This window comes from Bifidobacterium lemurum (assembly GCF_014898175.1).
Taxonomy (GTDB): Bacteria; Actinomycetota; Actinomycetes; order Actinomycetales; family Bifidobacteriaceae; genus Bifidobacterium; species Bifidobacterium lemurum.
Window position 1 is genome coordinate 1721503 of the sequence record NZ_CP062948.1, and the last position, 24974, is coordinate 1746476.

The following is a 24974-nucleotide window of genomic DNA, read 5'->3' on the forward strand; positions in this document are numbered from 1 at the left end:
CGCTTATTCTTTGAAAGAAGGATCCAATGGTGCATCTCAACGATGATTTCACGCTTCACGCGGATCAGTGGCGGCAGGCCGGAATCGCGGTTCCCTCATTCGACGTCGACGCGATGCGCGAGACGACGGCCGCCCATCCCTACTGGCTGCATTTCGGCGCGGGCAACCTGTTCCGTGCGGTGCACGCGCCGATCGCCCAGACGCTGATCGAGACGGGGGAGACCGGCTCCGGCGTGCTCGCGGCCGAAACCTTCGACCCCGACATCATCGACAAGGCGTATCATCCCTTCGCCGACCGCTGCCTGCAGGTGGTGCTGAAGGCCGACGGCTCCGTGGAATCCACGCTGATCGCCTCGGTGGCCGGCGCCTTCGGCGTGCGCGCGCATGACGAGCAGTGGAACGCGCTGGAGCAGGTGTTCACGCATCCCGAACTGCAGTTCGTCACCGTCACCATCACGGAGAAGGGCTATGCGGTCGAAGGCGCGGACGGCAAGCCCCTGCCGTGGATCGCGCCGGAGGTCGAGAACGGGCCCGATGCGGCGGTGAGCGCGATGGGCGCGATGACCGCGCTGCTGTTCGCCCGATTCAACGCGGGCGGCACGCCGATCGCGATGGTGAGCACGGACAACTTCTCGCAGAACGGCGACCGGTTCGGCGCGTCTATCCGCCGCTTCGCCGAGCTGTGGCGCGAGCGCGGATTCGTCGGCCAGGACTTCGTCGACTGGCTGTCCGACCCCGCCAAGGTGAGCTTCCCGCTGTCCATGATCGACCGCATCACCCCCAATCCGGCCGCGTCGGTGGCCGCGATGCTTCAGGAGCGCGGCTTCGAGGACACCCAGCTGATCCGCGGCGAACGCGGCACGAATATCGCGCCCTTCGCCAACGCGGAGGAGACCTGGTATCTGGTCGTGGAGGACGCGTTCCCGAACGGGCGTCCCGCGCTGGAGAAGGCGGGCGTGTACGTGGCCGACCGCGACACGGTGAACCTGGCCGACGAGATGAAGGTGACCACCTGCCTGAATCCCCTGCACACGGCGGTGGCGACCTTCGGCATGCTGCTGGGCTACGAATCCATGTCCCAGGCGATCGCCGACCCCTCGCTCACGGCCCTGGCGGAGCGTCTCGGCTACGACGAGGGACTGCCGGTGGTGGCCGATCCGGGCATCTTCTCGCCGCGCGAGTTCCTGCGCCAAGTGGTCGAGGTGCGCATCCCGAATCCGAACATCCCCGACACCCCGGCGCGCATCAGCACCGACACCTCGCAGAAGATCCCGGTCCGATACGGCGAGACCATCAAGAAATACCTCGCCGATTCCGACCTCGACGTGTCCGATCTGATCGCGATCCCGCTGGCCATCGCAGGCTGGCTGCGCCTGCTCATCGGCGCCGATGGCAAGGGCACGCGCGACGACGGCACCCCGGTGGCCATCAGCCCCGATCCCCGTCTGGGCGAACTGCAGCGCGACCTGGCCGGGCTGAGCGTCGGCGAACGCCACAGCCATGAGGCCGTGTCCTCGGCCATCGCGCCCATCCTCGAGGACGCGAGCCTGTTCGGCGCCGACCTGACCGACACCGCCTTGGCCCCCGCGATCACGGACTATCTCGTCCGGTTCGCGGCCGGCACCAACACCGTCCACACCGTCATCAACGAAGCGCTGGGACTCTAAGAGCCCCGAACCCGATCTTTAACGAAAGGAACCACACCCATGCATATGTCATTCCGCTGGTACGGCGAGGGCAACGACACCGTCTCGCTGAACGATATCCGCCAGATCCCCGGCGTGGAGACCATCGTATGGTCCCTGCACCACAAGCAGGCCGGCGAATTGTGGGAGCCGGAGGAGATCGAGCGCGAGATGGCGCTCATCACCGGCCTGTCCGAAGCCGAGCGCAAGGCCGGCGTGACCAAAACCTTCAACGCGGACGTGGTCGAATCCGTCAACGTGCACGAATCCATCAAAACCGGCACCACCCTGCTGGGCATGAGCCGCGACGAGGCGCTCGACAACTACATCAAGACGATCGAGAACCTCGGCCGCGCCGGCGTGAAGGTCGTGACCTACAACTTCATGCCCGTGTTCGACTGGCTGCGCACGGAGATGTTCCACCCCTGCCCGGACGGCTCCACCGCCCTGTACTACGACGCGAACGTGGTGGCCCAGCTCACCGATCCGCAGGCCCTGGTCGACGAGACGCTGAACGGCGCCGGCGACCTGACCATGCCCGGCTGGGAGCCCGAACGTCTCGCCCACCTGCCCGAATTCATCGAGGCGTACCAGGGCATCGGACACGACGAATACTACGAGAACTACAAGGTCTTCCTCGACGCGGTGATCCCCACCTGCGAGAAGTACGACGTCAAACTCGCCGTGCATCCCGACGATCCGGCCTTCGACCTGTTCGGCTGGCCGCGCGTGGTCAGCTCCAAGGAAGGCATCCAGCGCGTGCTCGACCTGAACCCCAGCCCCTACAACGGCCTGTGCCTGTGCCTGGGATCCTTCTCCTCGCGCCGCGGCAACGATCCGGTCGACGCCGTGAAGACCTTCATGGACCGCATCCACTTCTCGCATGTGCGCAACATCAAATTCCTCGACGCGGCCGGTTCGTTCAGCGAGGTCGGCCACCGCGCCTCGGAGGGCGACGTGGACACCGTGGGCATTATGAAGGCCTACGCCGAAGCCGGCTATGAGGGCTACATCCGCCCCGACCACGGCCGCCACCTGTGGGGCGAGAACACCGAAGAGGGGCGTCCCCGCCCCGGATACGGCCTGTACGACCGCGCGCTGGGCATCCAGTATCTGCTCGGCGTGTGGGATTCCTTCACCTACGGAGACGAACGATGAGCTGGCTGGTGAACGACATCCGCCCGGGCAAGGTGCTGCTCGTCGGCGAGGCGATGGGATTGTTCACCGCCGGCGAGGAAGGTCCGTGCAGCCAGGTGGGCGCGTTCGGCGCGTCCGTGGCCGGCGCCGAGCTGAACGTGGCGATCGGTTTGCGCCGTCTGGGGCAGGATCCGCTGTATATGACCAAAATCGGCGACGATCCGCTGGGCGAACGCATCCGCCTGTTCATGGAGGCCAACCAGCTGGACACCTCGCTGGTCGAGCTGAGCCGCGAACGCCACACCGGCTTCATGATGAAGACGAAGGAAAGCGCGGGAGATCCGAAAACCTATTACTTCCGCAAGGATTCCGCGGCCTCGACCATCGGCGCGGGCGACGTGCGCGCCCTGGACCTGACCGGGGTGAGCGTGCTGCATCTGACCGGCATCCTGCCGCCGCTGTCGGACTCCTGCCTGGCGGCGAGCAAGGAGCTGCTGTGCGCGGCCCGCGCGAACCACATGTTCATCTCCTTCGACCCGAATCTGCGCCCCGTCCTGTGGCGTGACCCCGAGACGATGCGCTCCACCCTGCGCTCCCTCGCCTCGCACGCCGACCTCGTGCTGCCCGGCATCGGCGAAGGCGTCGAACTGTTCGGCGTGGAACGCGTGGAGGACATCGCCCAGGCCTTCCTCGACAACGGATCGCGCGTCGTGGTCGTCAAGGACGGCCCGCGCGGCGCCTACGTCAGCGACGGCAACCAGAGCGCGTACGTGCCGGGCTTCGTGGTCGACCATGTGGTCGACACCGTCGGCTGCGGCGACGGCTTCGCGGCCGGCGTGCTGTCCGGCCTGCTCGAGGGACTGACCGTCGAGGCCGCCGTGGAGCGCGGCTGCGCGTTGGGCGCCATCCAAACGCAGCACATCTCGGACAACGAGGGGCTGCCGAACCCGCAGGAGCTCGCCGAATTCACCGCCTCCCACACGCGGGTCGCCCTGTAGGCCCGTCCCGCGCGGGCTGCGGCCGCACGGCAAGCGCATAACCATCCATACGACAATCCCCATGACAATCCCCATATGGGGAAGAAAAGAACACCGATGAGCACAACACACAACACCGAAATCATCGCGCAGCTGGCGCGGCTGGGCATCGTTCCGCTGGTCACTCTGAACACCGTGGACGAGGCCGTTCCGCTGGCCGAGGCCTTGGAACGCGGAGGCGTTCCGGTGGCCGAGGTCACTTTCCGCTCGGAATGCGCCATCGAGGGCATGAAGCGCATCCGCGACCATGTGCCCGGCGTGACGCTGGTCGCCGGCACCGTGCACACCGTGGACCAGGCGAAGGCCGCGGTCGACGCCGGCTGCGTGGGACTGGTGACGCCCAGCTTCGACGAGCCCGTGGTCGACTGGGCGCTGGAGCACGACGTGCTGATCCTTCCCGGCACCGCCGTCCCCTCGGATGTGGAGAAGGCCTACGACCGTGGTCTGCGCCACGCGAAGTTCTTCCCCGCCGAAGCCTATGGCGGCGTGAAGACGCTCAAAGCCCTCGCCGGCCCGTTCTCCGAGATGAGCTTCCTGCCCACCGGCGGCGTGAGCCTGAAGAACGCGCAGGAATACATCGCGCTGAAGAACGTGTTCGCCATCGGCGGCTCGTTCCCCGTGCCCGCGGCCGCGCAGGCCGCCGGCGACTGGGACGCGATCGCCCAGGCCTGTCGCGACAGCCGCGCCATCGTCGACCCCATCATCGCGGGCAAAACCAACTGATTCCCGACGTGCGTCGGGCCGTCCGCCAACGTCAATCGCGCCATCGGCGGACGGCCCGACCATCCCGCCACCGGTGGCCCATCCCCACCCATCCGAACGAGCCGAAGAGGATCCATCATGCAGACCCTGAACCCCGACCGCCTGTTTCCTGCCGAGCCGACGCAGCGGCGCATCGCGCGCGACCTGTACGACTCGGTGAAGGACATGCCGATCATCTCGCCCCACGGGCATGTGCCCATCGAATGGTTCGCCACGGATTACCACTTCAGGAACCCGACCGAACTGTTCATCACCCCGGACCATTACGTCACCCGCCTTATGCACGCGCATGGCGTGGAACTCGCCGACCTGGGCGTGAACCAGAGCGATTTCAGCGAAAGCCAGGCCCGTGAGGCCTTCCTGACGTTCGGCCGCTGCTGGCGTCGCTACGCCGGCACGCCGATGCGCTACTGGTTCGAGGATTCGCTGGAGCGCGTGTTCTCCATCACCGAGCCTTTCGGTCCGGACAGCGCCGGCCGCATCTACGACCAGGTCAACGAGATGCTCGCCTCGCCGGAATTCTCCACCAGAGCGTTGGTGCGCCGCTTCAACATCGAATCCATCTCCACCACGGACGACCCGGTGGACGACCTGCGTCTGCACGACCAGGTGATCGCCGATCCCGACTTCGGCGCCCTGCTCGCCCCGGCCTTCCGCCCCGACCGCTATCTGGAACCGGCCGCGCCCGAATGGGCCTCGCTGGTCGACGCGCTGGGCCGATCCGCCGGCGTGGACGCCTCCGGCTACGAGGGCTTCCATGAGGCGATGCGCCGTCGCCGCCGCTTCTTCAAGGAGCATGGCGCGGTGCTTTCCGACCATTCGCATATGGACGTGTCCTGCGAACGTCTCGCCGACGACGAGGCCGCCCGTCTGTTCGCCCTCGCGTATGCGGGGAGCATCACGGCGGCCGACGCCGCCCGTCTGCGCGCGCATCTGTTCAACGACCAGGCGCGGCTGGCCCAGGAGGACGGGCTGATCATGACGCTGCACCCCGCCGTGCACCGCAGCTACGACCAATACGGCCTGGAGACCTACGGGCGCGACATCGGCGCGGACATCCCCGCCCGGTCGGAGTTCACCCGCGCGCTCAAGCCCATCCTGAACGCCTATGGCAACGATTCCAAGTTCCGTCTGGTGCTGTTCACCATGGACGAGACGGTGTTCTCGCGCTCGCTGGCACCGCTGGCCGGCTACTATCCGTCCGTGTTCGTGGGCGCGCCGTGGTGGTTCCTCGACCAGCCGGAGGCGATGCTGCGCTACTTCGAAGACACGGTGCCGATCTGCGGTTTCGGCAAACTGTCCGGCTTCATCGACGACACCCGCGCGCTGTGCTCGATCCCCTCAAGGCACGACACCAACCGCCGCGTCACGGCGCGTTATGTGTCCTCCCTGGTGGCCGACCACCGTCTGTCTTTGGACGAGGGATACGAGGTGATGCGCGGCATGATCCAAACGCAGCCGCGCGAGGTGTTCCGCCTCAATCCCTGACGGATTCCACTACTCTTTGCTGGTTATTATGGTTCAACGGCGAGGGGCGGATGGCTTGGAGATCCAAGCCATCCGCCCCTCGCCTTATCGTGCGTCGCGTGTCGCGTCAGGTCCGCGTCACTCGCCCAAGGCCTTGTCGACGACGACCGTGGCCTCGTCGAGCACCTTGTCCAACGCCTCGGGGGAGACGAAGGATTCGGCGTACACCTTGTAGATGTTCTCGGTGCCGGAGGGACGCGCCGCGAACCAGTTGTTCTCGGTGGTGACCTTCAGGCCGCCGATCTTCGCGCCGTTGCCCGGCGCCTCGGTGAGCTTGGCGGTGATGTCCTCGCCGGCCAGCGTGGCGGCGGTCACATCCTCGCCGGAGAGGGCGGCGAACTTCTGCTTCTGCTCCAGCGTGGTGGGGGTGTCGACGCGCTTGTACCAGCTTTCGCCGAAACGCTCCACCTGCTCGACATGCAGCTGGGCCGGGTTCTTGCCCGTCTTGGCGGTGATCTCGGCGGCGAGCAGGTCGGGGATCAGACCGTCCTTGTCGGTGGTCCACACGCGGCCGTCCTTGCGCAGGAAGCTCATGCCGGAGCTCTCCTCGCCGCCGAAGGCCACCTCGCCCTTGAACAGCGGGTCGACGAACCACTTGAATCCCACCGGCACCTCGATCAGCTTGGCGCCGATGGAGGCGGCCACGCGGTCGATCAGCGAGGAGCTCACCAGCGTCTTGCCGATGCCCGCGCCGGCCGGCCAGTCGGGACGCGCGCCGCCGAACAGATACTCCACGCACACGGCGATGTAGTGGTTCGGGTTCATCACGCCCCAGTCCGGGCATACGATGCCGTGGCGGTCGGCGTCCGGATCGGTGCCGCCCACCAGATCGTACTTGTCCCACGCGCCGGCGTTGAGCTGGTCCACCAGACCCTTCATCGCATGCGGCGAGCTCGGATCCATACGGATCTTGCCGTCGTGGTCGAGGGTCATGAAACGCCAGGTCGGATCGACCTCGGGACGCACCACGCCGATGTCGGTGCCGTACTTCTCGTTCATCAGCGGCCAGTAGTTCACCGACGCGCCGCCGAGCGGGTCGATGCCCAGACGCACGCCGGAGGAGCGGATCAGGTCGAAGTCGATCACATTGGCCAGATCGGACACGTAGTGGTCGCGGAAGTCGAAGCCCTCCACGAACTCGGACTTGATGGCCTGCTCGTAGGGCACGCGCTTGATGGACTTGTAGTCGCCGAGCAGTTCGTTGGCACGCGCGGCGATGGCGTTCGTCACCTCGGCAGGCGCGGGGCCGCCGGTGACCGGGTCGTATTTGAAGCCGCCGTCGGTGGGGGGATTGTGGCTCGGGGTGACCACGATGCCGTCGGCCAGGCCTTCGCCTTCGAAGCGCTGGGTGCCGTCGGCGGCGCGGTTGTGGGTCAGGATCGCCTGGGAGACGACCGGCGTGGGCACGAAGTCGCCGCGGGAGTCGACGCGCACATGCACGCCGTTGGCGACCAGCACCTCGATGGCGGTTTTCTCGGCCGGCTCGCTCAGCGCGTGCGTGTCGCGGCCGATGTACAGCGGGCCGGTCACGCCCGCGGCCTTGCGGTATTCCGCGATGGCCTGGGTGATGGCGACGATGTGGGCCTCGTTGAACGAGGTCTTCAGGGACGATCCGCGGTGGCCGGAGGTGCCGAAGATGACGCGCTGCTCGGGAACCGCTGGGTCGGGGACGACGTCGTAGTACTTGCCAATGACCTCGTCGACATTGATCAGATCTGCTGGGGTGGCGGGCATGCCCGCGTTGTTTGCTACCATACCCAACGATTGTACGCGAGGATGAGCGCCGGAACGCGTCGGAGTCCGGTCTGTGTCGTGTCCGTCCCGCGGACGGCGCGCGCCGGACCAGTCCTAATCCCGGATGGGCCTGATCGTGCCGGTCATCTCCGCGAACGGGGCGGTGGCGTTCGCCTGCGCGTTCTGCGCGGTTTTGTCCGCCGCCGCGCTTTCGGGCACGCGCACGATCAGCGACTGATGCTCCACGGAGAATCGGATGTGCGCGGTCTCGCCGAGCATATCGCCGTCCACCTGCGCCAACGCCGGCTTCTCCAATACGACCTCGGCGCTGACGCCCTGGATCTGGTCGACCGTGGAGTTGGTCGACAGCGGATTCTGCTCCGCGCGCCCGGTGATGGTCTGGTGCAGCACGTCGCCGAACAGGTTCGCCCATCCGAGGATGCCGCCCGTGGTGTCGATGAGTTCGAAATCCAGCAGGCCGTCGTCGAAGGAGGCGTTCGGCATCAGCGAGAAGACGGGGATCTGCCCGCAGTTGCCCGCCATCAGGGTGCGGAAGGTGAGCTCGCGCGTCGTATGGCTGGAGCCGTCGGCGCGGGTGATGGTCACGCTGCCGCGGTATTTCGGCGCGAACAGGTTCTTCACGCCGCCCACGAAGTAGGCGAGCCAACTGATGTTCTTCTTCAGCTCCGGATCGGTGTCGTCGATCATCGCGGCGTCGAACCCCATTCCCGCGATGATGAGGAAGGCGTGGCCGTGGTCCTCGCCGGGACGGTCCAGAAGCATGGCGCGCCCCATATCCACCAGACGGGAGCCGTGCGAGGTGGCCACGGTGAGGGCCGCGTCGATGTCGTCGATCGGAATTCCCATATTGCGGGCGAACAGGTTGCCCGTGCCGATCGGCACGATGCCCAGCGCGTGCCCGGTGCCCGAGACGGCGCTCGCCACCGTGCGCACGGTGCCGTCCCCGCCGACCGCCACCACCACGTCGGCGCCGTTGTCCAACGCCTCCAACGCGCAGGCGCGGCCGTCCTTGTCGAGCTGCGTTTCGATGAACTGCACCTGCGTCAGGCCCTTCGCCTGGCAGAAGCGTTCGATATGCGCGCGCCGGGCCTCGGCCTGCGGCTTCGAGGGGTTGATGATGAACGCGTAGTGCACTTCGTCGTCCCGGCGTTTGTCCAGGGAGGCGGCGAGGACGCGCCTGCGGTGCAGCCGCACGCCGACGACGCCGATGGCGGCGACGACGATGCAGACGGCGATGACGACGAGTGTGATGTGCAGTGCGGAAGGCATGCTGTCCATTCTTGCCTGCGCGAAGCGTCCGTCCGTGCGAGGCGCGTCGAATTCCTCCAATTCTGCACGAAGCCTGAACGTGTGGCGTGGGCGGCGCGGTCCGCCGCGACGCGTCGCCCACGCCTCCGCTCCCGCCTCTCGCCAACACGCCGGCGTGTCTTGGCGTGGGCGGCGCTTATACTTATCCGCTAGTTACTTGATTAGCAGGGTTGCTACTCGACAACGAGGCAAGACCTGAGACCTGGCGGAAGCCATGTCTCAGGTCTTTTTTTTGTTGTTCGGGGAAGGGCATCGCCCGGGCGGCCCGGCGTCAGGAAACGAACGAAGACGAGAATCCCGACGCCTGGCACAGCGGGTGCCCGGCGGCCACACGAGACAAAGGAGTACCGGTGCGATTCCCCTTGAACAACACGTTCATCTTCCTCTTCGGCGCGCTTGGCGGCATGCTGTTCGGCTTCGACACGGGCATCATCTCCGGCGCGTCGCCGCTGATCGAAAGCGACTTCCAACTCAACGCCGCGCAGACCGGATTCATCACCTCGTCGGTGCTGATCGGTTCGATGATCGGCGCGCTCACCATCGGCGGCCTGTCCGATAAATACGGGCGCAAGAAGCTGCTGATCGTATCGTCCCTGCTCTTCCTGGCGGGGTCCGCGTTATCCGCCACCGCCACGGGCTTCGTGTGGATGGTCGCGGCCCGCATCCTGCTCGGCCTCGCCGTCGGCGCCGCCTCCGCGCTCACCCCGGCCTATCTGGCGGAATTGGCGCCCAAGGAGCGCCGCGGATCGCTGTCCACGCTGTTCCAGCTTATGGTGACGCTCGGCATTCTGCTGGCGTACCTGTCCAATCTCGGATTCCTCGACCGCGATCTGCTGGGGTGGGACGACTGGCGGTGGATGCTGGCCTCCGCGCTGATCCCGTCCTCGCTGCTGTTCCTCGGCGGCCTGCTGCTGCCCGAATCGCCGCGCTACCTGGTCAAGCAGGGCGATATGCGCAACGCGTTCAAGGTGCTGCAGCTGATCCGCAAGGATATGGACGCCGCCGAAGTCACGGTCGAACTCGACGAGATCGAGCGCGTCGCCTCATCCGAGCGCGCGCAGCGCCAGGGCGGCGTCAAGGAGCTGTTCACCACCGCGCGTCCGGCCATCGTCGCGGCCGTCGGCATCATGCTGTTCCAGCAGCTTGTGGGCATCAACTCGGTGATCTACTTCCTGCCGCAGGTGTTCATCAAGGGCTTCGGCTTCCCGGAGGATCAGGCGATCTGGGTGTCCGTCGGCATCGGCGTGGTCAACTTCCTCTCCACCATCGTCGCCACGCTGTTCATGGACCGTTTCAACCGCAAAACCGTGCTGGTGTTCGGCTCCGTGGTGATGGCCGTCTCGCTGGTCGCGCTCGCGCTGCTGAACCTCCTCGGCGATGTGAGCGCCGCCGCCGTGCCCACCATGGTGCTGATCGCCGTGTATATCCTCGGCTTCGCCGTCTCGTGGGGTCCGCTGGCCTGGGTGATGATCGGCGAGATCTTCCCTCTGTCGGTGCGCGGCATCGGCACGTCGATCGGTTCGGCGGCCAACTGGATCGGAAACTTCGTCGTCTCTCAGTTCTTCCTGATGCTGCTGGCCGCGTTCGGCAACAACGTGGGCGGCCCGTTCGCGATCTTCGCGGTGTTCGCGGTGCTGTCCATCCCGTTCGTGCTCAGGTTCGTCCCCGAGACCAAAGGCAAGTCGCTGGAGCAGATCGAGGCGGAATTGGTGGGGCGCGGCGCGTCGAAGTGACGCGGGTCCGATCGGATGCCACGCCTGGGCTTGCGCGGGCGGTGTTCGTCGGACACTATGGAACCAACCCGGAGGAAGGAGCGCGGATGTCCGCAAACGGCGAGGTCGCCGCCGCCATCGTCGCGGCCGTCGGCGGCGGGGCGAATGTGCGCGGACTGTCGCACTGCGCCATGCGGCTGCGTTTCGAACTCAACGACGGCGGCAAAGTCGACCTGGCCGGGCTTGAGGCCATCGAGTCGGTGCTGGTCGCCCTTCCCCAAAGCGGCGACCGTTGCCAGGTGGTGGTCGGCGGCGGCGTGGAGGCTTTGTACGAGGCCTGTCTGGCATTGCCGGATATGCGCGGCGTGCGTGCCCACGACGCCGCCGACGCCATCGCGGACGCCACGCACGCCGCCCGACGCGGCAAGACGGAAGCCGGGGTGGGCGGTTCCTCTCCGGAGTCCAAGTCGGCGACGCGCGTGAACATCGCCTGGCTGGACGCCTTCTTCGACTATCTGGCCGACTCGTTCCGCCCGATTCTGGGCGTGCTGCTGGCGGCCTCGATCATCATCGCCACCGTCAACCTGCTGATTTCGCTGGGGCTTGTCGCGGATGACGAAGCGAGCGCCGGACTGATGTTCGTCAAGGCGCTGTGGGAGGGCGTGTTCTACTTCATGCCGATTATGGTGGCCTACAACGCCGCCAGAAAACTCGCCGTGGACCCATGGGTGGGCGGGGCGATCATGGCGGCGCTGATGACCCCGCAGTTCGCGTCGCTCGCCGACTCCTCGCGCTGGGGCGACGCCGTGGCCTGCGTAGACAACGCGGCGTTGGGCACCGCGTCCTGCTCCGTGAGCGTGTTCGGACTGCCCATGCAGCTGAACGACTACTCCGGCAATGTGTGCGTGCCGCTGATGATGGCCGCCGTGCTGGGGCTGGTCTACCGCGGCCTGCGGCGCGTGGTACCGCCCTCGATGCGGCTGGTGTTCGTGCCGTTTCTTTCGCTGATCGTCGTGGGCTCGCTGACGGCGTTCGTCATCGGCCCCTTGGGCGTATGGGTCGGCAACGGACTGGGCGTGGCGTTCGCCTGGCTGAACGGCCACGCGCCGTTCGTCTTCGCGCTGCTGGTGCCGCTGATGTATCCGTTCCTGGTGCCGCTTGGCCTGCATTGGCCCGTGAACGCCCTGATACTGCTGAACATCCAATCGCTGGGCTACGACTTCATCCAGGGGCCGATGGGCGTGTGGAATTTCGCCTGCTTCGGCGCCACCGCCGGCGTTCTGGTGCTCGCGTTGCGCGAACATGACACGCAGATGCGCCAGACATGCGTGAGCGCGCTTGCGGCCGGACTGCTCGGCGGCGTGTCCGAACCGAGTCTGTACGGCATCCATCTGCGGTACAGGCGCATCTACCCGCGTATGCTCGCCGGCTGCGCTGTGGGCGGCCTCACCATCGCCGTGCTGGGATGGCTGTTCCCCTCCGCCGTCTCCGGCGGATCCGTGCCCGGGGTCACCACCACGGCGTTCGCCTTCACCTCGCTGCTGACCATTCCGGCGTTCCAGCGCATGTGGGTGTACGGCGTATCCATCGCGGTGGCGTTCGTTCTGCCCATGGTGTTGATCGTCATGCTCGACTATCGCGAGCCGGAGACGGGCGGGAGTCGCGATGTCGACGGGGAGCGGGCGACGCCGTCGCGTGACGGCTCTCCGACGGCGCTTGCGTCGATATTCCATCCCCATGGTGGTGCGGAAGTACCGGGCGATGCGGGAGTCTTGGATGATGCGGAATCCTCAGGCGATGCGGCCGCCGCCGGCCCGCAGCCGACCGAGTCCGTGCTCGCACCGGTCTCGGGCCATGTGATCGCCCTCGACGACGCCGGCGACAAGGTGTTCGCATCCCGGGCCCTCGGTGAAGGCGTGGGGGTGGAACCCGCCGAATCGCGTGTGGTGGCGCCGGTCGACGGCGTGCTCACCACCGTGGCCGCGACCGGTCACGTGTTCGGCATCAAAACGGATGACGGCGTCGAGGTGCTGGTGCATGTCGGCCTTGACACCGTGAGGATGGGCGGGGAGGGATTCGCCGTGGCCGTGGCCAAAAAACAGCGCGTCCACGCCGGCGACCTGCTCGTCACGGTCGATGAGAACCGGATTCGCGCGGCCGGGCATGCCGCCACCGTTATGATGACGGTGATCAACACCGCGAAATTCGCCGCCGTCGTGCCGCGCGTGGGCATCGACGTGCGGGCCGGCGACCCGGTGATCGACGTGCGGCGCTAAAGTGTGGCCGACGAAAGGAACTCCATGAAAATCCTGCGCGTGTTCAACAACAACGTGGTGTTGGCCCAGGGGCGCGACGGCGAGGTGATCCTCACCGGTCGGGGCATCGGATTCCAAGCCAGGCCCGGCATGCGCGTCGATGAGAGCAAAGTGGTGCGCACCTTCGTGCCGGCGGACGGACGCGACCCCGACCATATGGCGCAATTGCTGTCCGATATCCGCCCGGAGACGATCCGCGCGGTCTGCGAGGCGATGGGGGAGGCCGGACTGGACGCCGACATGCAGGGCAGCGCCACGCTGGTGATGGCGGTCGCCGACCATGTGGACAACGCGCTGTTGCGGCTGGAGCGCGGCATCGAGGTCGACTATCCGCTGGTGGGCGAGGTGTCCAACCTCTATCCGAAGGAATACGAACAAGGTCGTCTGCTGGTGCGGGCGTTGAACCGGAGGCTGGACCGCGCGCTGCCGCAAGGGGAGGCCATCGCCCTGGCTCTGCATCTGGTGAACGCCGGATTCTCCACGGGAGACCTGACCTATACCTATCAGATGACCGGCGTGATCCAACAGATCATCACCATCATCGAAGAGACATACGAGGTCGAGCTGGACCGTTCGTCGGTGAACGTGGGGCGTTTCATCACGCATCTGCGCTACCTGTTCGTGCGCATCAACCAGCATCGGCAGCTCGTCGACGAACCCGAATCGATCGTCGGCGCGATCCGCGATTCCTACGCGAAGGCGGTGCGCTGCGCCTCGTATATCGCGACGGTGCTGGAGCTGCGTTTCGACGCGGACATCACCGAGGACGAGATCGCCTATCTGGCGCTGCACGTCGCCCGCGTCGCGGATAACGGACGACACGGCCGGAGTGTCGGCTTGCAGGACTAGGCTTAGGGCTCATGCTTGATATTCAATTCATTCGCGAACACGCCGACATCGTCAAGGAATCGCAGCGCAAGCGCGGCGAATCCGTGGAGCTGGTGGACGAGGTGCTCTCCTCCGACGAGGCGCGCCGTGACGCCCTCAAGGAATTCGAGGCCGCCCGCGCCCAGCAGAAGGAGATCGGCAAGAAGGTCGCCGCCGCCTCGGCCGACGAGAAGGCCGCGCTGATCGCGCAGACCAAGGAGCTGTCCAACAAGGTGGCAGAGTTCAAGGCCGCTGCCGACTCCGCCTCCGAGGAGTACACCACCGCGATGTGGAAGCTTTCCAACATCGTCGAGGACGAGGCCCCCGCCGGCGGCGAGGACGATTACGTCGTCGTCAAGAAGGTCGGCCAGATCCGCGACTTCGCGGCCGAGGGCTTCGAGCCGAAGGACCATATGACCCTGGGCACCGGCGTGGCCGGCATCGACACGCGCCGCGGCGCGAAGGTCGGAGGCTCCCGCTTCTACTTCCTGCGCGGCGCCGTGGCCCGCATGCAGATCGCGATGCTCACCATGGCCGTCGACCAGGCCGAGGCGAACGGCTTCACGCTCGCCATCACCCCCACGCTGGTGCGTCCCGAGGTCATGCGCGGCACCGGTTTCCTCAACTCCCACGCCGACGAGATCTACCGTCTGCGCGAACCCGACGACCAGTATCTCGTCGGCACCTCCGAAGTGGCGCTCGCCGGCATGCACGAGGACGAGATCCTCGACCTGTCGGGCGGTCCGCTGCGCTACTGCGGCTGGTCCTCCTGCTACCGCCGCGAGGCCGGCGCCGCCGGCAAGGACACCTCCGGCATCATCCGCGTGCACCAGTTCGACAAGGTGGAGATGTTCGTCTACGCCCAGCAGGAGAACGCCCGCGAGGAGCACAAGCATCTGCTCGCCATGGAGGAGGAGATGCTCGGCAAGGTCGAACTGCCGTACCGCGTGATCGACACCGCCGCCGGCGATTTGGGATCCTCGGCCGCCCGCAAGTTCGACTGCGAGGCTTGGGTGCCCACCCAGGGCAAGTACCGCGAGCTGACCTCCACCTCGAACTGCACCGAATACCAGGCCCGTCGTCTGAACATCCGCGAACGCGTCGAGGGCGGCACCCGTCCGGTCTCCACGTTGAACGGCACGCTGGCCACCACCCGCTGGCTGGTCGCGATCCTCGAGAACCACCAGCAGGCCGACGGCTCCATCGTCATTCCCAAGGCCATGCGTCCGTATATGGGCGGCAAGGAAGTGATCGAGCCCACCGCGTGGGAGGCCTGACCAGCCGACGTTTGCAACGCGTAATGCCGCCGCCCATGTCCGGGCGACGGCATTACGCCTTTTTGCCGGGACGCATGCTGATCGAGGGGTGCGGTTAGCATAATGAACCCGAGGATAGGTGTCCGAGCGGTCTAAGGAGACGGTCTTGAAAACCGTTGAGGGGCGACCCTCCGCGAGTTCGAATCTCGCCCTATCCGCCATCAAGGCCCGGTGATCGTTGGAATCCAACGGTCGCCGGGTTTTCGTATGCCGATGCGGGCCCGGGCCCGGACCCGTTCCCGTGGGGGTCGGGGGTTCCACGCGGGCGAGGCAAGTAACCAACCATTAATACTCGGCCCGTTCTTTTTACGGTTGCGTAACAGCCGTAGGGCGGTTGCGCAAACCGCATGCGCCAGAATCGAAGCCATACGCGACGGCGCGATGGCCTCCCCGGTCGTCGCGCCGTCGCCATCGGATAACGCAAGGCGACGATTGGAGCTGAGATGGCACTGCAATTGGCAAGTCTGCTCGACGATCCCGTCCAGACGGTGAGTCTGGACACCTTCAGCGGATTGAACAAAGGCGATCCGGCACCGTTCTGGCTGTTTCAGGGCGTCTGCGGAGCGTGGGGCATCAACCACGAACGCGCCGAGCTCAACCTCATCACCGTCTCGGAGAACGCCACATTCGTGCTGCTGCTCGACGGCGTGGCCGAAGGCGTGGTGCGCGTCTCGCAACCGGGATATGTCGGCGGTCCCGAAGCGGTGGCCTCGGAGATCAGCTGGCTCAATGCGCTGCATGATATCGACGGCGTCACCCTCATCAATCCCGTGCCTACCGTGCGCGGCACGTTCATCACCACGATCCGCGATCTGAACGGCGTGGGTTGGACGGTGATCTCCACCAAATTCGTCGAGGGCACCGTTCTGGAGGACCTCGACAATCCCGCTCCCTACTACCGCACCATCGGAAGCTGGGCGGCCCGGTTCCACGAGCAGTCCCGCCGGTGGGACCCGCCGTACGGCTTCGTCCGTTTCAATTGGGACATCTCCAATATGGTCGGTCCCTCGCCGCGATGGGGACGATGGGAGACCGCGCCGCTGGAACCGGCCGAACGGGAGCTGTGCGACAAGGCGTTGTGGAAAGCTCTGGACGTGATGATGAAGGCGCCCCGCACCAATGAGACCTGGGGACTGATCCACGCCGATCTGCGTCCGTCGAACGTCATCAGAGGGGACGACGGCACGTTGACCATCATCGACTTCGACGACGCCGGATACAGCTGGTACCTCTACGACTACGCCGCCTCGCTGAGCTTCGTCGAACACAAGCCCTACGCTCCCGAACTCGCCCAGGCCTGGGTCGCGGGATACCAGGAGGTCGCCGGCGCGTTCGACGACGAGCAGTTGGAGATGATGTCCGCGCTGTCGATGATCCGCAGAATGCAGATGCTCGGCTGGACGGTCAGCCACCGCGAGGACGCGCTGCCCGACGGTCTGTCCGCCGAAGAGGCGCCCGGCAGCGTGGAATGCGCCGAACGCTATCTGCGCGATCCGCTCTGGCTGCTGCGCTGAGCCCGGCGCGCGAATCCAAGATTTCATAACTGAACCCGATAACTGAACCAGGCAACCCGAACCCACGACACACCATAGAGAGGAACGGTGGTTACGATGACGGCATCGACCACATCAGGCGTAGGCCTGAGCAGTGTCACCTACGTTGCGACGGACAAGGAGTATTTCAAGAAGCGGCAGCTCAAACGCACCGCCGGGGCGTTCGGCCTGTGGGCCATCGGCGTCTCCGCGGTCGTCTCCGGCGACTTCTCCGGCTGGAACGGCGGCATCGCCCAAGCCGGATGGGGCGGCATGCTGATCGCCGCCATCGTCGTCTACGTCATGTACGTGCTGATGCTCAATTCCATCAGCGAGATGGCGTCCGCCATGCCGCACACGGGCGGCGCCTACTCCTTCGCCCGCGCGGCGATGGGCCCGTGGGGAGGATTCTTCACCGGCCTGGCGGAGACGGTCGAATATGTGATGACCGCCGCCACCATCGTCTACTTCTCCAGCGCCTACGCGGACGCCATCCTCGCCGACCTGACCGGATTCTCGCTGGACGACGCCGGACTGGTGTGGATCTGGTGGCTGCTGCTCTACGCGATTTTCGTGGTCGTCAACTGGGTGGGCGCGGAGACCTCGTTCCGTTTCGCCGAAGTGGTGTCCATCGCCGCGCTCGCCATCGTCGCCCTGTTCGGCATCGGCGCGTTCGCGACGGGCAGCGTCGATTTCGGCTCCCTGCTCGACATCGCCCCCGAGGAGGGCGGCTCCGCGTTCCTGCCGTTCGGCGTGGGCGCGATCTTCTTCGCCATGCCGTTCGCCATGTGGCTGTTCCTCGGCATCGAGCAGCTTCCGCTGGCCGCCGAGGAGGTGCGCGATCCGGAACGCAACATCCCCAAGGCGTCCCGTCTGTGCATCTTCACGCTGGGCATCTCCGCCGTCATCATCGTGTTCCTCAACCCCGCGGTGATGGGTTCTGCGGCGCTGGCGGGCTCCGATGAGCCGTTGCTCGACGGCTACCGCGCGATTCTGCCGGGCAATCTCGCCGCGGTGCTCTCCGCCTTCGCGCTGATCGGCCTGCTCGCCTCCATCCAGGGCATCATGTTCGCGTACGGCCGCAACCTCTACTCGCTGTCGCGCGCCGGCTACTATCCGGCGTTCCTGTCGCTCACCGGCAAGAAGAAGACGCCGTACTGGGGTCTGATCGTGGGCGCGGTCATCGGCTTCGCGGCCCTGTTCCTCATCGCCTACGGCGGCGACGGCGCGGGATCCGTGGTGCTCAACATCGCCGTGTGGGGCGCGGTGCTGGCCTATCTGCTGCAGATGGTCTCCTATGTGCTGCTGAAGAGGAACATGCCCGACATCAAGCGTCCGTTCGTCAGCCGTTTCGGCGTGCCGGGCGCGGTGATCGCCGGCGCGCTGGCCTTCTGCATCTTCGTGGCGGTGCTGCTCAACCCGGACTACCGTCTCGCCGTATACGCGATGGTGGGCATCTACGCGCTCGCCACGGTGTTCTTCGCCGTCTACGGGCGCAAGCATCTCGTGCTCTCCCCGGAGGAGGAGTTCGCGGCGTCCGGCGGCCGGGCGACCTACCGCACCGACGACTGATATCCGGCGGGACCCAACAACATCGACCACAACGGATGCCGGCGTTCCGGACGCGCACGCGGCCGGGCGCCGGCTCCGTCCGCCCATCGGGCGGGTATGAAGAAGGACATCATGGCAACACGTTCAACGATTATGGACACCAACAGCTTCCGCCCCCAGATGGCGGCGGCGCTCGACCCGCGCACGCGCGCCCTCACCGAGGAGCGAGAGGTGCTGGGGCCCGCCTACCGGCTGTTCTACCGCAAGCCGGTGCATCTGGTCACCGGCCGTGGATCCCACCTGTGGGACGCGGACGGTGTGGAATACCTCGACGTCTACAACAACGTGGCGTCGGTCGGGCACTGCCATCCCCGCGTGGTGGAGGCCCTCTCCAAGCAGGCGGCGTCGCTGAACACGCACACCCGCTATCTGCATGAGAACGTGCTGCGGTACGCCGAGGACATCCTCTCGACGATGCCCGACGAGCTCGACCGCGTCATGTTCCAGTGCACGGGCTCCGAGGCGAACGACCTCGCGGTGCGCGTGGCCCAGGCGTACACCGGCGGCGAAGGGGTGATCGTCACCGCCGAGGCCTATCACGGCAACTCCGATCTCACCTCGAAACTCTCGCCGGCGTTGGGCACCGCGCAGACGTTGGGGCTGACGATGCGTATGATCCCCACGCCGGACACCTACCGCGTGGCCATCGATGGCAGGCCCGCGGCCGCATGCTCCCCCGAGGAGTTCGGAGCGTGGATGGCGGGCGAGGTGCGCAGGGCCGTGGCCGACATGGAACGCCACGGCATCCGGTTCGCCGCGCTGCTGGCCGATTCGATTTTCTCGTCCGACGGCGTCTATCCGGACCCGGTGGGGTATCTCAAGCCGGTGATCGACGCCGTGCACGAGTTGGGCGGCGTGTGGATCGCCGACGAGGTGCAGCCGGGATTCACCCGCACGGGAGACTCGTTCTGGGGATTCGGCAGACAGGGGATCGTGCCCGATTTGGTCACCTCCGGCAAGCCGATGGCCAACGGGCTGCCCACCTCGATGATGGCCGCCCGCCACGAGGTGCTCGAGCCGTTCGCCTCGTCCATCCCGTATTTCAACACCTTCGGCGGCAATCCGGTGTGCATGGCGGCGGCCCAGGCGGTGCTCGACGTGATGCGCGACGAGGACACGATGGGCAACGCCAAACGCGTCGGCGCGATATTCAGGCAGGCGGTGTCCGGTCTGATGGACGCGCATCCCTGCATCGGCGACGTGCGCGGCGCCGGTCTGTACATCGGCTGCGAGATCGTCAAGCCCGGCACCAAGGAACCCGATCAGGCGACCGCGCTCGACATCCTCGAAACCCTGCGATCCCACCGCATCCTCACCTCGGTGTGCGGGCGTTACGGCAACATCCTCAAGCTGCGCCCGCCGCTGGTGTTCAGCGAATCCGACGTGGACTGGTTCATGGACGGCTTCAGCGCCACGCTCAAGGAACTGGGATTGTGAGCGACGAGACCGTCCGCCGCCTGCGCGCTCTGATTCGCGCGCGGGAGCTGATGCCGGGGGAGCGGCTGGGCGTCGAACGCGCCTTGGCCGAATCCCTCGGCGTCAGCCGCGCCGATCTGCGTTCGGCGCTGGAGCGGATGGAGGCCGATCACGAGATCCGCCGCACCATCGGGCGCGGAGGCGGCGTCTTCGTGTCGGACGGCCGGCTGGAACGCAACATCAACACCGTCGAGTCGCTGCCCGCCATCGCCAGACGGCAGGGGAGGGTGCTGCGCTCCCGGGTGCTGCGCGCGGTGATCGCGCCCGCCTCTCCCTCCGACATCCGCCTGCTCGAATTGGACGGACCCCATCCGATGGTGTACGACATCACCCGGTTGCGCCTGATCGAAGGGACGCCGCTGTCGTTGGAGATCAGCCGGCTTCCGGCCGCGCTGTTCCCCGGACTGCTCACCTTGGACCTGACGGAGCCGTTCTACACGCTGTTCGAGCGGGATTACGGCGTGCGGCCCGCATGCGTCGACGAAACCCTGGAAACCGTGCTCGCCGATCCGGATCAGGCCGCAAGCCTCGGCGTGCGGGATTCGGACCCGCTGGTGCGCATACGGCGCGTCGCCCGGAGCGGGGAGGGGACTCCGTTCGAACGCGCCACGGACGTGTACGTCGCCTCGCGGATGCGGTTCACCATGCACCATTCCGGATACGTGCGGTTGTCGGCCACCCAGCGATAGTCTTGGATGGTCTTGGGGCAGGACGGCGCCGCGCGTTCGGTGGCCGGGAATGCGGCGCGGCGACGAAGGAGGGGATGTGGGACGGTCCGTCATCACCGATGTGATATTCGATTTCGGCGGCGTGTTGGTCGATTTCCAGCCGAGGCTCGCGTTGGAGGGGCAGTATCCGCCCGGCGTGGTCGATATGTTCTTCGACCCGGCGGACCGTTTCGGCTATCGCTACTACGAGCGGAAGGCCAATCTGGGATGGAGCGAGGAGCGGGTGCTCGCCGATTACGAGGCTCAGCACGGTCCCGCGGTCGCGTGGGTGTTCCGGGTGCTGCTCGAGCGGCAGGGGATGGCCCTCGCCGGCATGATGCCCGGCATGGGGGAGTTGCTGCGCGATCTGGACGCGTCGGGGATCCGCATGTGGGGGCTGACGAATTTCACGACCGGCTATGTCGAGGCCGCCCGCGAGCGGTTCCCCGAACTGCGGTTGCTGACGGATGTGGTGGTCTCGTCCGAAGAGGGCATGATCAAGCCGGATCCGCGGATCTTCCGTCGTGCCGTCGCGCGCTTCGGCGTCGATCCCGCGCGCACGGCGTTCGTGGACGACAAGCGGCGCAACGCCGACGTGGCGACTTCGGAGGGGCTGAGGGGCGTCCTCTTCGCCGACGCCGATCAATTACGTAGGGATTTTTTACAGCAAAAGGAGCATTAACAAAATACGGAAATGGTAAAAAGCTTGAAAAATAAAGGTTTTTAGGCTTTTTCTAATTTGGACACGCAATATTGTTAGCGAAGTTGACATTTATTCTCGGGCACCGTATATTGATACTCAGCTATCACAGAGGAGTGATGGTGAACATTCACAAGGAGTTAGAGATATGGTTTCGCACAACAAACGCTTCATAGCCGCTCTGGCCTCCGTCGCCGCGATGGGCATCGCCCTGTCCGGCTGCGGCAGCGCCGGTGGCGACACCGCCAGCGATGGCGCGACCTCGGGTGAGCCCGTCGAGATCACCTACATGCACCGTCTGCCCGATAGCGAGGGCATGACCCAGGTGAACGACATCGTCAAGAAGTGGAACGACGAGCATCCGGACATCCAGGTCACCGCCACCAAGTTCGACGGCAACGCCTCCGACATGATCAAGAAGCTCGAGACCGACGTCAAGTCCGGCGAGGCGCCCGACCTGGCGCAGATCGGCTACTCCGAGCTGCCCGAGGTCTTCACCAAGGGCCTGCTGGAGGACGTCACCGAAGAGGCCGCCAAGTATCAGGACCACTTCGCCGAAGGACCCTTCAATCTGATGCAGGTCGGCGGCAAGACCTACGGCCTGCCGCAGGACACCGGCCCGCTGGTCTACTACTACAACGCCACCGCCTTCGAGGAGCTGGGCCTGAGCGTGCCCACCACCCAGGAGGAGCTCATCGAGTCCGCCAAGAAGGCCGCCGAGCAGGGCAAGTACATCCTGTCCTACCAGGCCGACGAAGCCGGCAACATGTTCCCCAGTCTGGCCGGAGCCTCCGAGGCGTGGTACACCGTCGAGGATGACGCCTGGGTCGTCAACACCGAAACCGCCGGCTCCGACGCCGTGGCCTCCGTGTTCCAGGAGCTGATCGACAGCAGCGCCGTGGCCACCAGCCCGCGTTGGGATCCCTCCTTCGACGCCTCCCTGCAGGACGGCTCCCTGATCGGCACCATCGGCGCCGGCTGGGAAGCCCCGCTGCTCATGGATTCCATCGGTGATGCCCAGAAGGGCCAGTGGCGCGTCGCCCAGCTCGGCGATTGGTTCGAGAACGACGGCAAGTCCGGCCCCGACGGTGGCTCCGGCGTGGCCGTCCTCAAGGGCTCCGAGCATCCGGCCGAGGCCATGGAGTTCCTCGACTGGTTCAACACCCAGGTCGCCGATCTGGTCTCCCAGGGCCTGGTCGTGGCCGCCAGCACCGAAGCCGCCGAAACCCCGTCCGATTGGGCCGAGTTCTACGGTGGCCAGGACGTGATGGCCGAGCTCGCCACCGCCAACGACAACATGGGCGAGTTCACCTACATGCCCGGCTACTCCGCGGTGGGCGCCGCGATGAAGGAAACCGCCGCCAAGGCGGTGGACGGTTCCGGCAAGGTCGCGGACGTCTTCGCCACGGCCCAGTCCACCTCCATCGAGACCCTCAAGAACCTCGGACTGACCGTAGCCGAGTAAGCGGATCGATGAGCCGCCGGGGCCTTTCCCGGCGAGCGTGATCCGTCCCACCTCACAACCGAAAGGCCGGAGCTTCAAACCCTCCGGCCTTTTGTTGTTCAGGCCAATGTTGTCCTCAGTTTCCTTGAAAGACAAGGTAGTGCAATGACTGCAACCACACAATCCGCGAAGGCGGGCGGCGCGCGTCGCGCGGCCAAGCCGAAGCGGTCGAACGCCGCGAAACGCGAGAATCGCACCGGCTGGGCGTTTATGGCGCCGTTCGGCATCCTGTTCGCCCTCGTATTCATCCTGCCCATCATCTGGGCCATCTATTCCAGCTTCTTCCGCCAGGTGTCCGAAGGCGGCGGCGCGTACGGCGGCGGCGAACTCGTCAACAAGTTCGTCGGCTTCGAGAACTTCCAGTACGTGCTCACCTCATCCAACTTCTGGGGCGGCATCGGCCGCGTGCTCATCTACACCCTCATCCAAGTGCCCATCATGATCATCGCCGCCCTCGCGCTGGCCATGGTCATCGACTCCTTCGTCGTCAAGCACATCACCGGTTTCCGTCTGGGCTACTTCCTGCCCTACGCCATCCCCGGCGTCGTGGCCTCGATCATCTGGGTGTACCTCTACAACGGCCAGATCTCCCCGATCGTCAAAGGTCTGGCGGCCCTGGGCATCAACGTCGACTTCTTCGCCGACAACATCGTGCTCGCCTCCATGGCCAACATCACCACCTGGACCTTCACCGGCTACAACATGCTGATCTTCCTGGCCGCATTGCAGGCCATCCCGCACGAGCTGTACGAGGCGGCGCGCATCGACGGCGCGAACGGCTTCCAGATCGCGATGAAGATCAAGCTGCCGAACGTGCGCTCCGCCGCCCTGCTCGCCATGCTGCTGTCCATCGTCGGCACCATCCAGCTGTTCAACGAGCCGCAGATCATGCAGACCGCCGACCCCGGCATCTCCAAATCGTATACGCCGATGATGATGGCCATGAACACCTCGCAGGGCACCCTCACCCCCGGCGGTGACGGCCCGGCCTCGGCCATCGCCATCGTGATGGCGCTGATCGCGGGCGTGCTCGCCATGGCCTACGCCCTCGTCGAAAGGAATGTGAACGCGGAATGATCGCCATGTCCTCACAGGCGCGCGCCCGCAGGAAAGCCGAGAAGCTCCAGGCGAAGGCGGCCAACGACCTGCCCCGCTCGATGCGTCCGTCCCCGGTCGTCAAGGTCATCACCATCGTGGTGCTGGTCGCGGCCCTGATCTACTTCCTCTTCCCGATCTACTGGGCGATCATCGCCTCGACGAAGACCCCCTCGCAGATGACCGGCAGCAACGGTCTGTGGTTCGCGGTCGGCATCGACCAGCTGCCCGACGCCATCGCCACCAACTACTCCAAGCTGTTGGGGTGGACCCGCGGCCAGTTCTGGCGCTGGGTGCTCAACTCGCTGATCTACTCGGGCGTCTCCGCCGCCGTCGGCACCATCGTGGCCGTCATGGCCGGCTATGCCACCGCGAAGTTCAACTTCCGCGGCAAGAACGCCGCCATCGGCATCATCATGGGCTGCATGCTCATGCCCGCCGCCCTGCTGACCATCCCGCAGTACTCGATCTTCCACGCGGTGCACCTGACCAACACCATGCTCGCCGTGATCATCCCCTGCTCGGTCTCGCCCTTCGGATTCTTCCTGGGCCGCGTGTACGCGCAGAGCTCCGTGCCGAACGAACTGCTGGAGGCCGCCCGCATCGACGGCGCCGGCGAAGCCCGCATCTTCTTCACGATCGTGCTGAGGATCCTCGCCCCCGCCATGGTGACGATCTTCCTCTTCCTGTTCGTGGCCACCTGGAACAACTTCCTGCTGCCGTTGATGATGCTCTCCTCCGACACGCTCAAGCCGGTCACGCTCGGTTTGTACGGCATGGTCTCCCTGGCCACGTTCAACGATCGAGGAGCCTTGATGATGGGCGCGCTGCTCGGCGTGCTTCCGGTGATCGTGCTCTTCCTCGGCCTGCAGCGCTACTGGCAGGCCGGCCTCGCCGCCGGCGCGGTCAAGGGCTGATCCTTCAAAAC

Annotated in this window: 19 protein-coding genes and 1 tRNA gene; 18 read left to right on the forward strand and 2 right to left on the reverse strand. The window is 66.0% G+C overall.

The genetic code is table 11. The annotated features are described in order from the left end of the window. Positions 1-26: 26 nt before the first annotated feature. From BL8807_RS06535 to uxaC, 5 genes are all read left to right on the forward strand, one after another. Complete coding sequence (locus BL8807_RS06535) at positions 27-1667, forward strand: mannitol dehydrogenase family protein (RefSeq protein WP_072724927.1); 1641 nt, start codon at positions 27-29, stop codon at positions 1665-1667. A gap of 39 nt (positions 1668-1706) precedes the next feature. Next, entirely contained in the window at positions 1707-2843 is a 1137-nt protein-coding gene (gene uxuA / locus BL8807_RS06540; RefSeq protein WP_072724929.1) for a mannonate dehydratase, read from the forward strand. Continuing rightward, the gene (locus BL8807_RS06545; RefSeq protein ID WP_072724931.1) at positions 2840-3820 is read left to right on the forward strand and encodes a sugar kinase; all 981 of its coding nucleotides are present in this window, start codon (positions 2840-2842) and stop codon (positions 3818-3820) included. The genes uxuA and BL8807_RS06545 overlap by 4 nt, the downstream gene beginning before the upstream one ends. A gap of 96 nt (positions 3821-3916) precedes the next feature. After that, positions 3917-4582 carry a bifunctional 4-hydroxy-2-oxoglutarate aldolase/2-dehydro-3-deoxy-phosphogluconate aldolase gene (gene eda, locus BL8807_RS06550; protein ID WP_072724933.1) on the forward strand — a complete coding sequence of 222 codons (666 nt, stop codon included), beginning with the start codon at positions 3917-3919 and terminating at the stop codon, positions 4580-4582. Between the two features lie 117 nt (positions 4583-4699). After that, on the forward strand, positions 4700-6109 hold the full coding sequence (uxaC, locus tag BL8807_RS06555) for a glucuronate isomerase (RefSeq protein ID WP_193057461.1): 1410 nt from the start codon (positions 4700-4702) through the stop codon (positions 6107-6109). 117 nt (positions 6110-6226) lie between these two features. Here the strand turns inward: uxaC and pgm are convergent, their stop codons facing one another. Both pgm and BL8807_RS06565 read right to left on the reverse strand, forming a co-directional pair. After that, positions 6227-7903 (reverse strand): phosphoglucomutase (alpha-D-glucose-1,6-bisphosphate-dependent), encoded by a 1677-nt coding sequence (gene pgm, locus BL8807_RS06560; RefSeq protein WP_072724938.1) that lies wholly within the window; start codon positions 7901-7903, stop codon positions 6227-6229. A gap of 93 nt (positions 7904-7996) precedes the next feature. Continuing rightward, the gene (locus tag BL8807_RS06565; protein WP_083570154.1) at positions 7997-9172 is read right to left on the reverse strand and encodes a diacylglycerol/lipid kinase family protein; all 1176 of its coding nucleotides are present in this window, start codon (positions 9170-9172) and stop codon (positions 7997-7999) included. A 290-nt stretch (positions 9173-9462) separates the two neighbouring features. Here BL8807_RS06565 and BL8807_RS06570 point away from each other — a divergent pair, with 290 nt between their 5' ends. From BL8807_RS06570 to BL8807_RS06630, 13 genes are all read left to right on the forward strand, one after another. After that, positions 9463-10944: a sugar porter family MFS transporter gene (locus tag BL8807_RS06570; RefSeq protein ID WP_083570164.1), complete on the forward strand. Its 1482-nt coding sequence runs from the start codon at positions 9463-9465 to the stop codon at positions 10942-10944. Positions 10945-11030: 86 nt separating this feature from the next. Beyond that, positions 11031-13199, forward strand: coding sequence for a glucose PTS transporter subunit IIA (locus BL8807_RS06575; RefSeq protein ID WP_072724944.1), 2169 nt, complete (start codon positions 11031-11033; stop codon positions 13197-13199). 24 nt (positions 13200-13223) lie between these two features. Next, positions 13224-14087, forward strand: coding sequence for a PRD domain-containing protein (locus BL8807_RS06580; protein WP_072724946.1), 864 nt, complete (start codon positions 13224-13226; stop codon positions 14085-14087). 11 nt (positions 14088-14098) lie between these two features. Next, a complete protein-coding gene (gene serS / locus BL8807_RS06585; RefSeq protein ID WP_072724948.1) occupies positions 14099-15382 on the forward strand; it encodes a serine--tRNA ligase in 1284 nt (427 codons plus the stop codon). A 112-nt stretch (positions 15383-15494) separates the two neighbouring features. Continuing rightward, positions 15495-15582 (forward strand) — tRNA-Ser (locus tag BL8807_RS06590). 282 nt (positions 15583-15864) lie between these two features. Beyond that, on the forward strand, positions 15865-16935 hold the full coding sequence (locus BL8807_RS06595; RefSeq protein WP_072724950.1) for a phosphotransferase enzyme family protein: 1071 nt from the start codon (positions 15865-15867) through the stop codon (positions 16933-16935). Between the two features lie 96 nt (positions 16936-17031). Further along, complete coding sequence (locus BL8807_RS06600) at positions 17032-18525, forward strand: amino acid permease (RefSeq protein WP_072724951.1); 1494 nt, start codon at positions 17032-17034, stop codon at positions 18523-18525. 111 nt (positions 18526-18636) lie between these two features. Continuing rightward, the gene (locus BL8807_RS06605; protein ID WP_072725100.1) at positions 18637-20001 is read left to right on the forward strand and encodes an aspartate aminotransferase family protein; all 1365 of its coding nucleotides are present in this window, start codon (positions 18637-18639) and stop codon (positions 19999-20001) included. Beyond that, positions 19998-20729, forward strand: a complete 732-nt coding sequence (locus BL8807_RS06610) for a GntR family transcriptional regulator (protein WP_226847287.1) — start codon at positions 19998-20000, stop codon at positions 20727-20729. The genes BL8807_RS06605 and BL8807_RS06610 overlap by 4 nt, the downstream gene beginning before the upstream one ends. A 76-nt stretch (positions 20730-20805) precedes the next feature. Continuing rightward, on the forward strand, positions 20806-21429 hold the full coding sequence (locus BL8807_RS06615; protein ID WP_083570155.1) for an HAD family hydrolase: 624 nt from the start codon (positions 20806-20808) through the stop codon (positions 21427-21429). A 166-nt stretch (positions 21430-21595) separates the two neighbouring features. Next, positions 21596-22912: an ABC transporter substrate-binding protein gene (locus BL8807_RS06620; protein ID WP_072724955.1), complete on the forward strand. Its 1317-nt coding sequence runs from the start codon at positions 21596-21598 to the stop codon at positions 22910-22912. A 144-nt stretch (positions 22913-23056) separates the two neighbouring features. After that, on the forward strand, positions 23057-24028 hold the full coding sequence (locus tag BL8807_RS06625; protein ID WP_072724957.1) for a carbohydrate ABC transporter permease: 972 nt from the start codon (positions 23057-23059) through the stop codon (positions 24026-24028). Continuing rightward, entirely contained in the window at positions 24025-24963 is a 939-nt protein-coding gene (locus BL8807_RS06630; protein ID WP_072724959.1) for a carbohydrate ABC transporter permease, read from the forward strand. The genes BL8807_RS06625 and BL8807_RS06630 overlap by 4 nt, the downstream gene beginning before the upstream one ends. The last annotated feature ends 11 nt before the right edge of the window (positions 24964-24974 follow it).

Coding starts and splice junctions, on each gene's coding strand:
- BL8807_RS06630 (WP_072724959.1), top strand. CDS start 24,025: ATGATCGCCATGTCCTCACAGGCGCGCGCCCGCAGGAAAGCCGAGAAG.
- BL8807_RS06595 (WP_072724950.1), top strand. CDS start 15,865: ATGGCACTGCAATTGGCAAGTCTGCTCGACGATCCCGTCCAGACGGTG.
- BL8807_RS06600 (WP_072724951.1), top strand. CDS start 17,032: ATGACGGCATCGACCACATCAGGCGTAGGCCTGAGCAGTGTCACCTAC.
- BL8807_RS06625 (WP_072724957.1), top strand. CDS start 23,057: ATGACTGCAACCACACAATCCGCGAAGGCGGGCGGCGCGCGTCGCGCG.
- serS (WP_072724948.1), top strand. CDS start 14,099: ATGCTTGATATTCAATTCATTCGCGAACACGCCGACATCGTCAAGGAA.
- uxaC (WP_193057461.1), top strand. CDS start 4,700: ATGCAGACCCTGAACCCCGACCGCCTGTTTCCTGCCGAGCCGACGCAG.
- pgm (WP_072724938.1), bottom strand. CDS start 7,903: ATGGTAGCAAACAACGCGGGCATGCCCGCCACCCCAGCAGATCTGATC.
- BL8807_RS06605 (WP_072725100.1), top strand. CDS start 18,637: ATGGCAACACGTTCAACGATTATGGACACCAACAGCTTCCGCCCCCAG.
- BL8807_RS06535 (WP_072724927.1), top strand. CDS start 27: ATGGTGCATCTCAACGATGATTTCACGCTTCACGCGGATCAGTGGCGG.
- eda (WP_072724933.1), top strand. CDS start 3,917: ATGAGCACAACACACAACACCGAAATCATCGCGCAGCTGGCGCGGCTG.
- BL8807_RS06580 (WP_072724946.1), top strand. CDS start 13,224: ATGAAAATCCTGCGCGTGTTCAACAACAACGTGGTGTTGGCCCAGGGG.
- uxuA (WP_072724929.1), top strand. CDS start 1,707: ATGCATATGTCATTCCGCTGGTACGGCGAGGGCAACGACACCGTCTCG.
- BL8807_RS06545 (WP_072724931.1), top strand. CDS start 2,840: ATGAGCTGGCTGGTGAACGACATCCGCCCGGGCAAGGTGCTGCTCGTC.
- BL8807_RS06620 (WP_072724955.1), top strand. CDS start 21,596: ATGGTTTCGCACAACAAACGCTTCATAGCCGCTCTGGCCTCCGTCGCC.
- BL8807_RS06565 (WP_083570154.1), bottom strand. CDS start 9,172: ATGCCTTCCGCACTGCACATCACACTCGTCGTCATCGCCGTCTGCATC.
- BL8807_RS06575 (WP_072724944.1), top strand. CDS start 11,031: ATGTCCGCAAACGGCGAGGTCGCCGCCGCCATCGTCGCGGCCGTCGGC.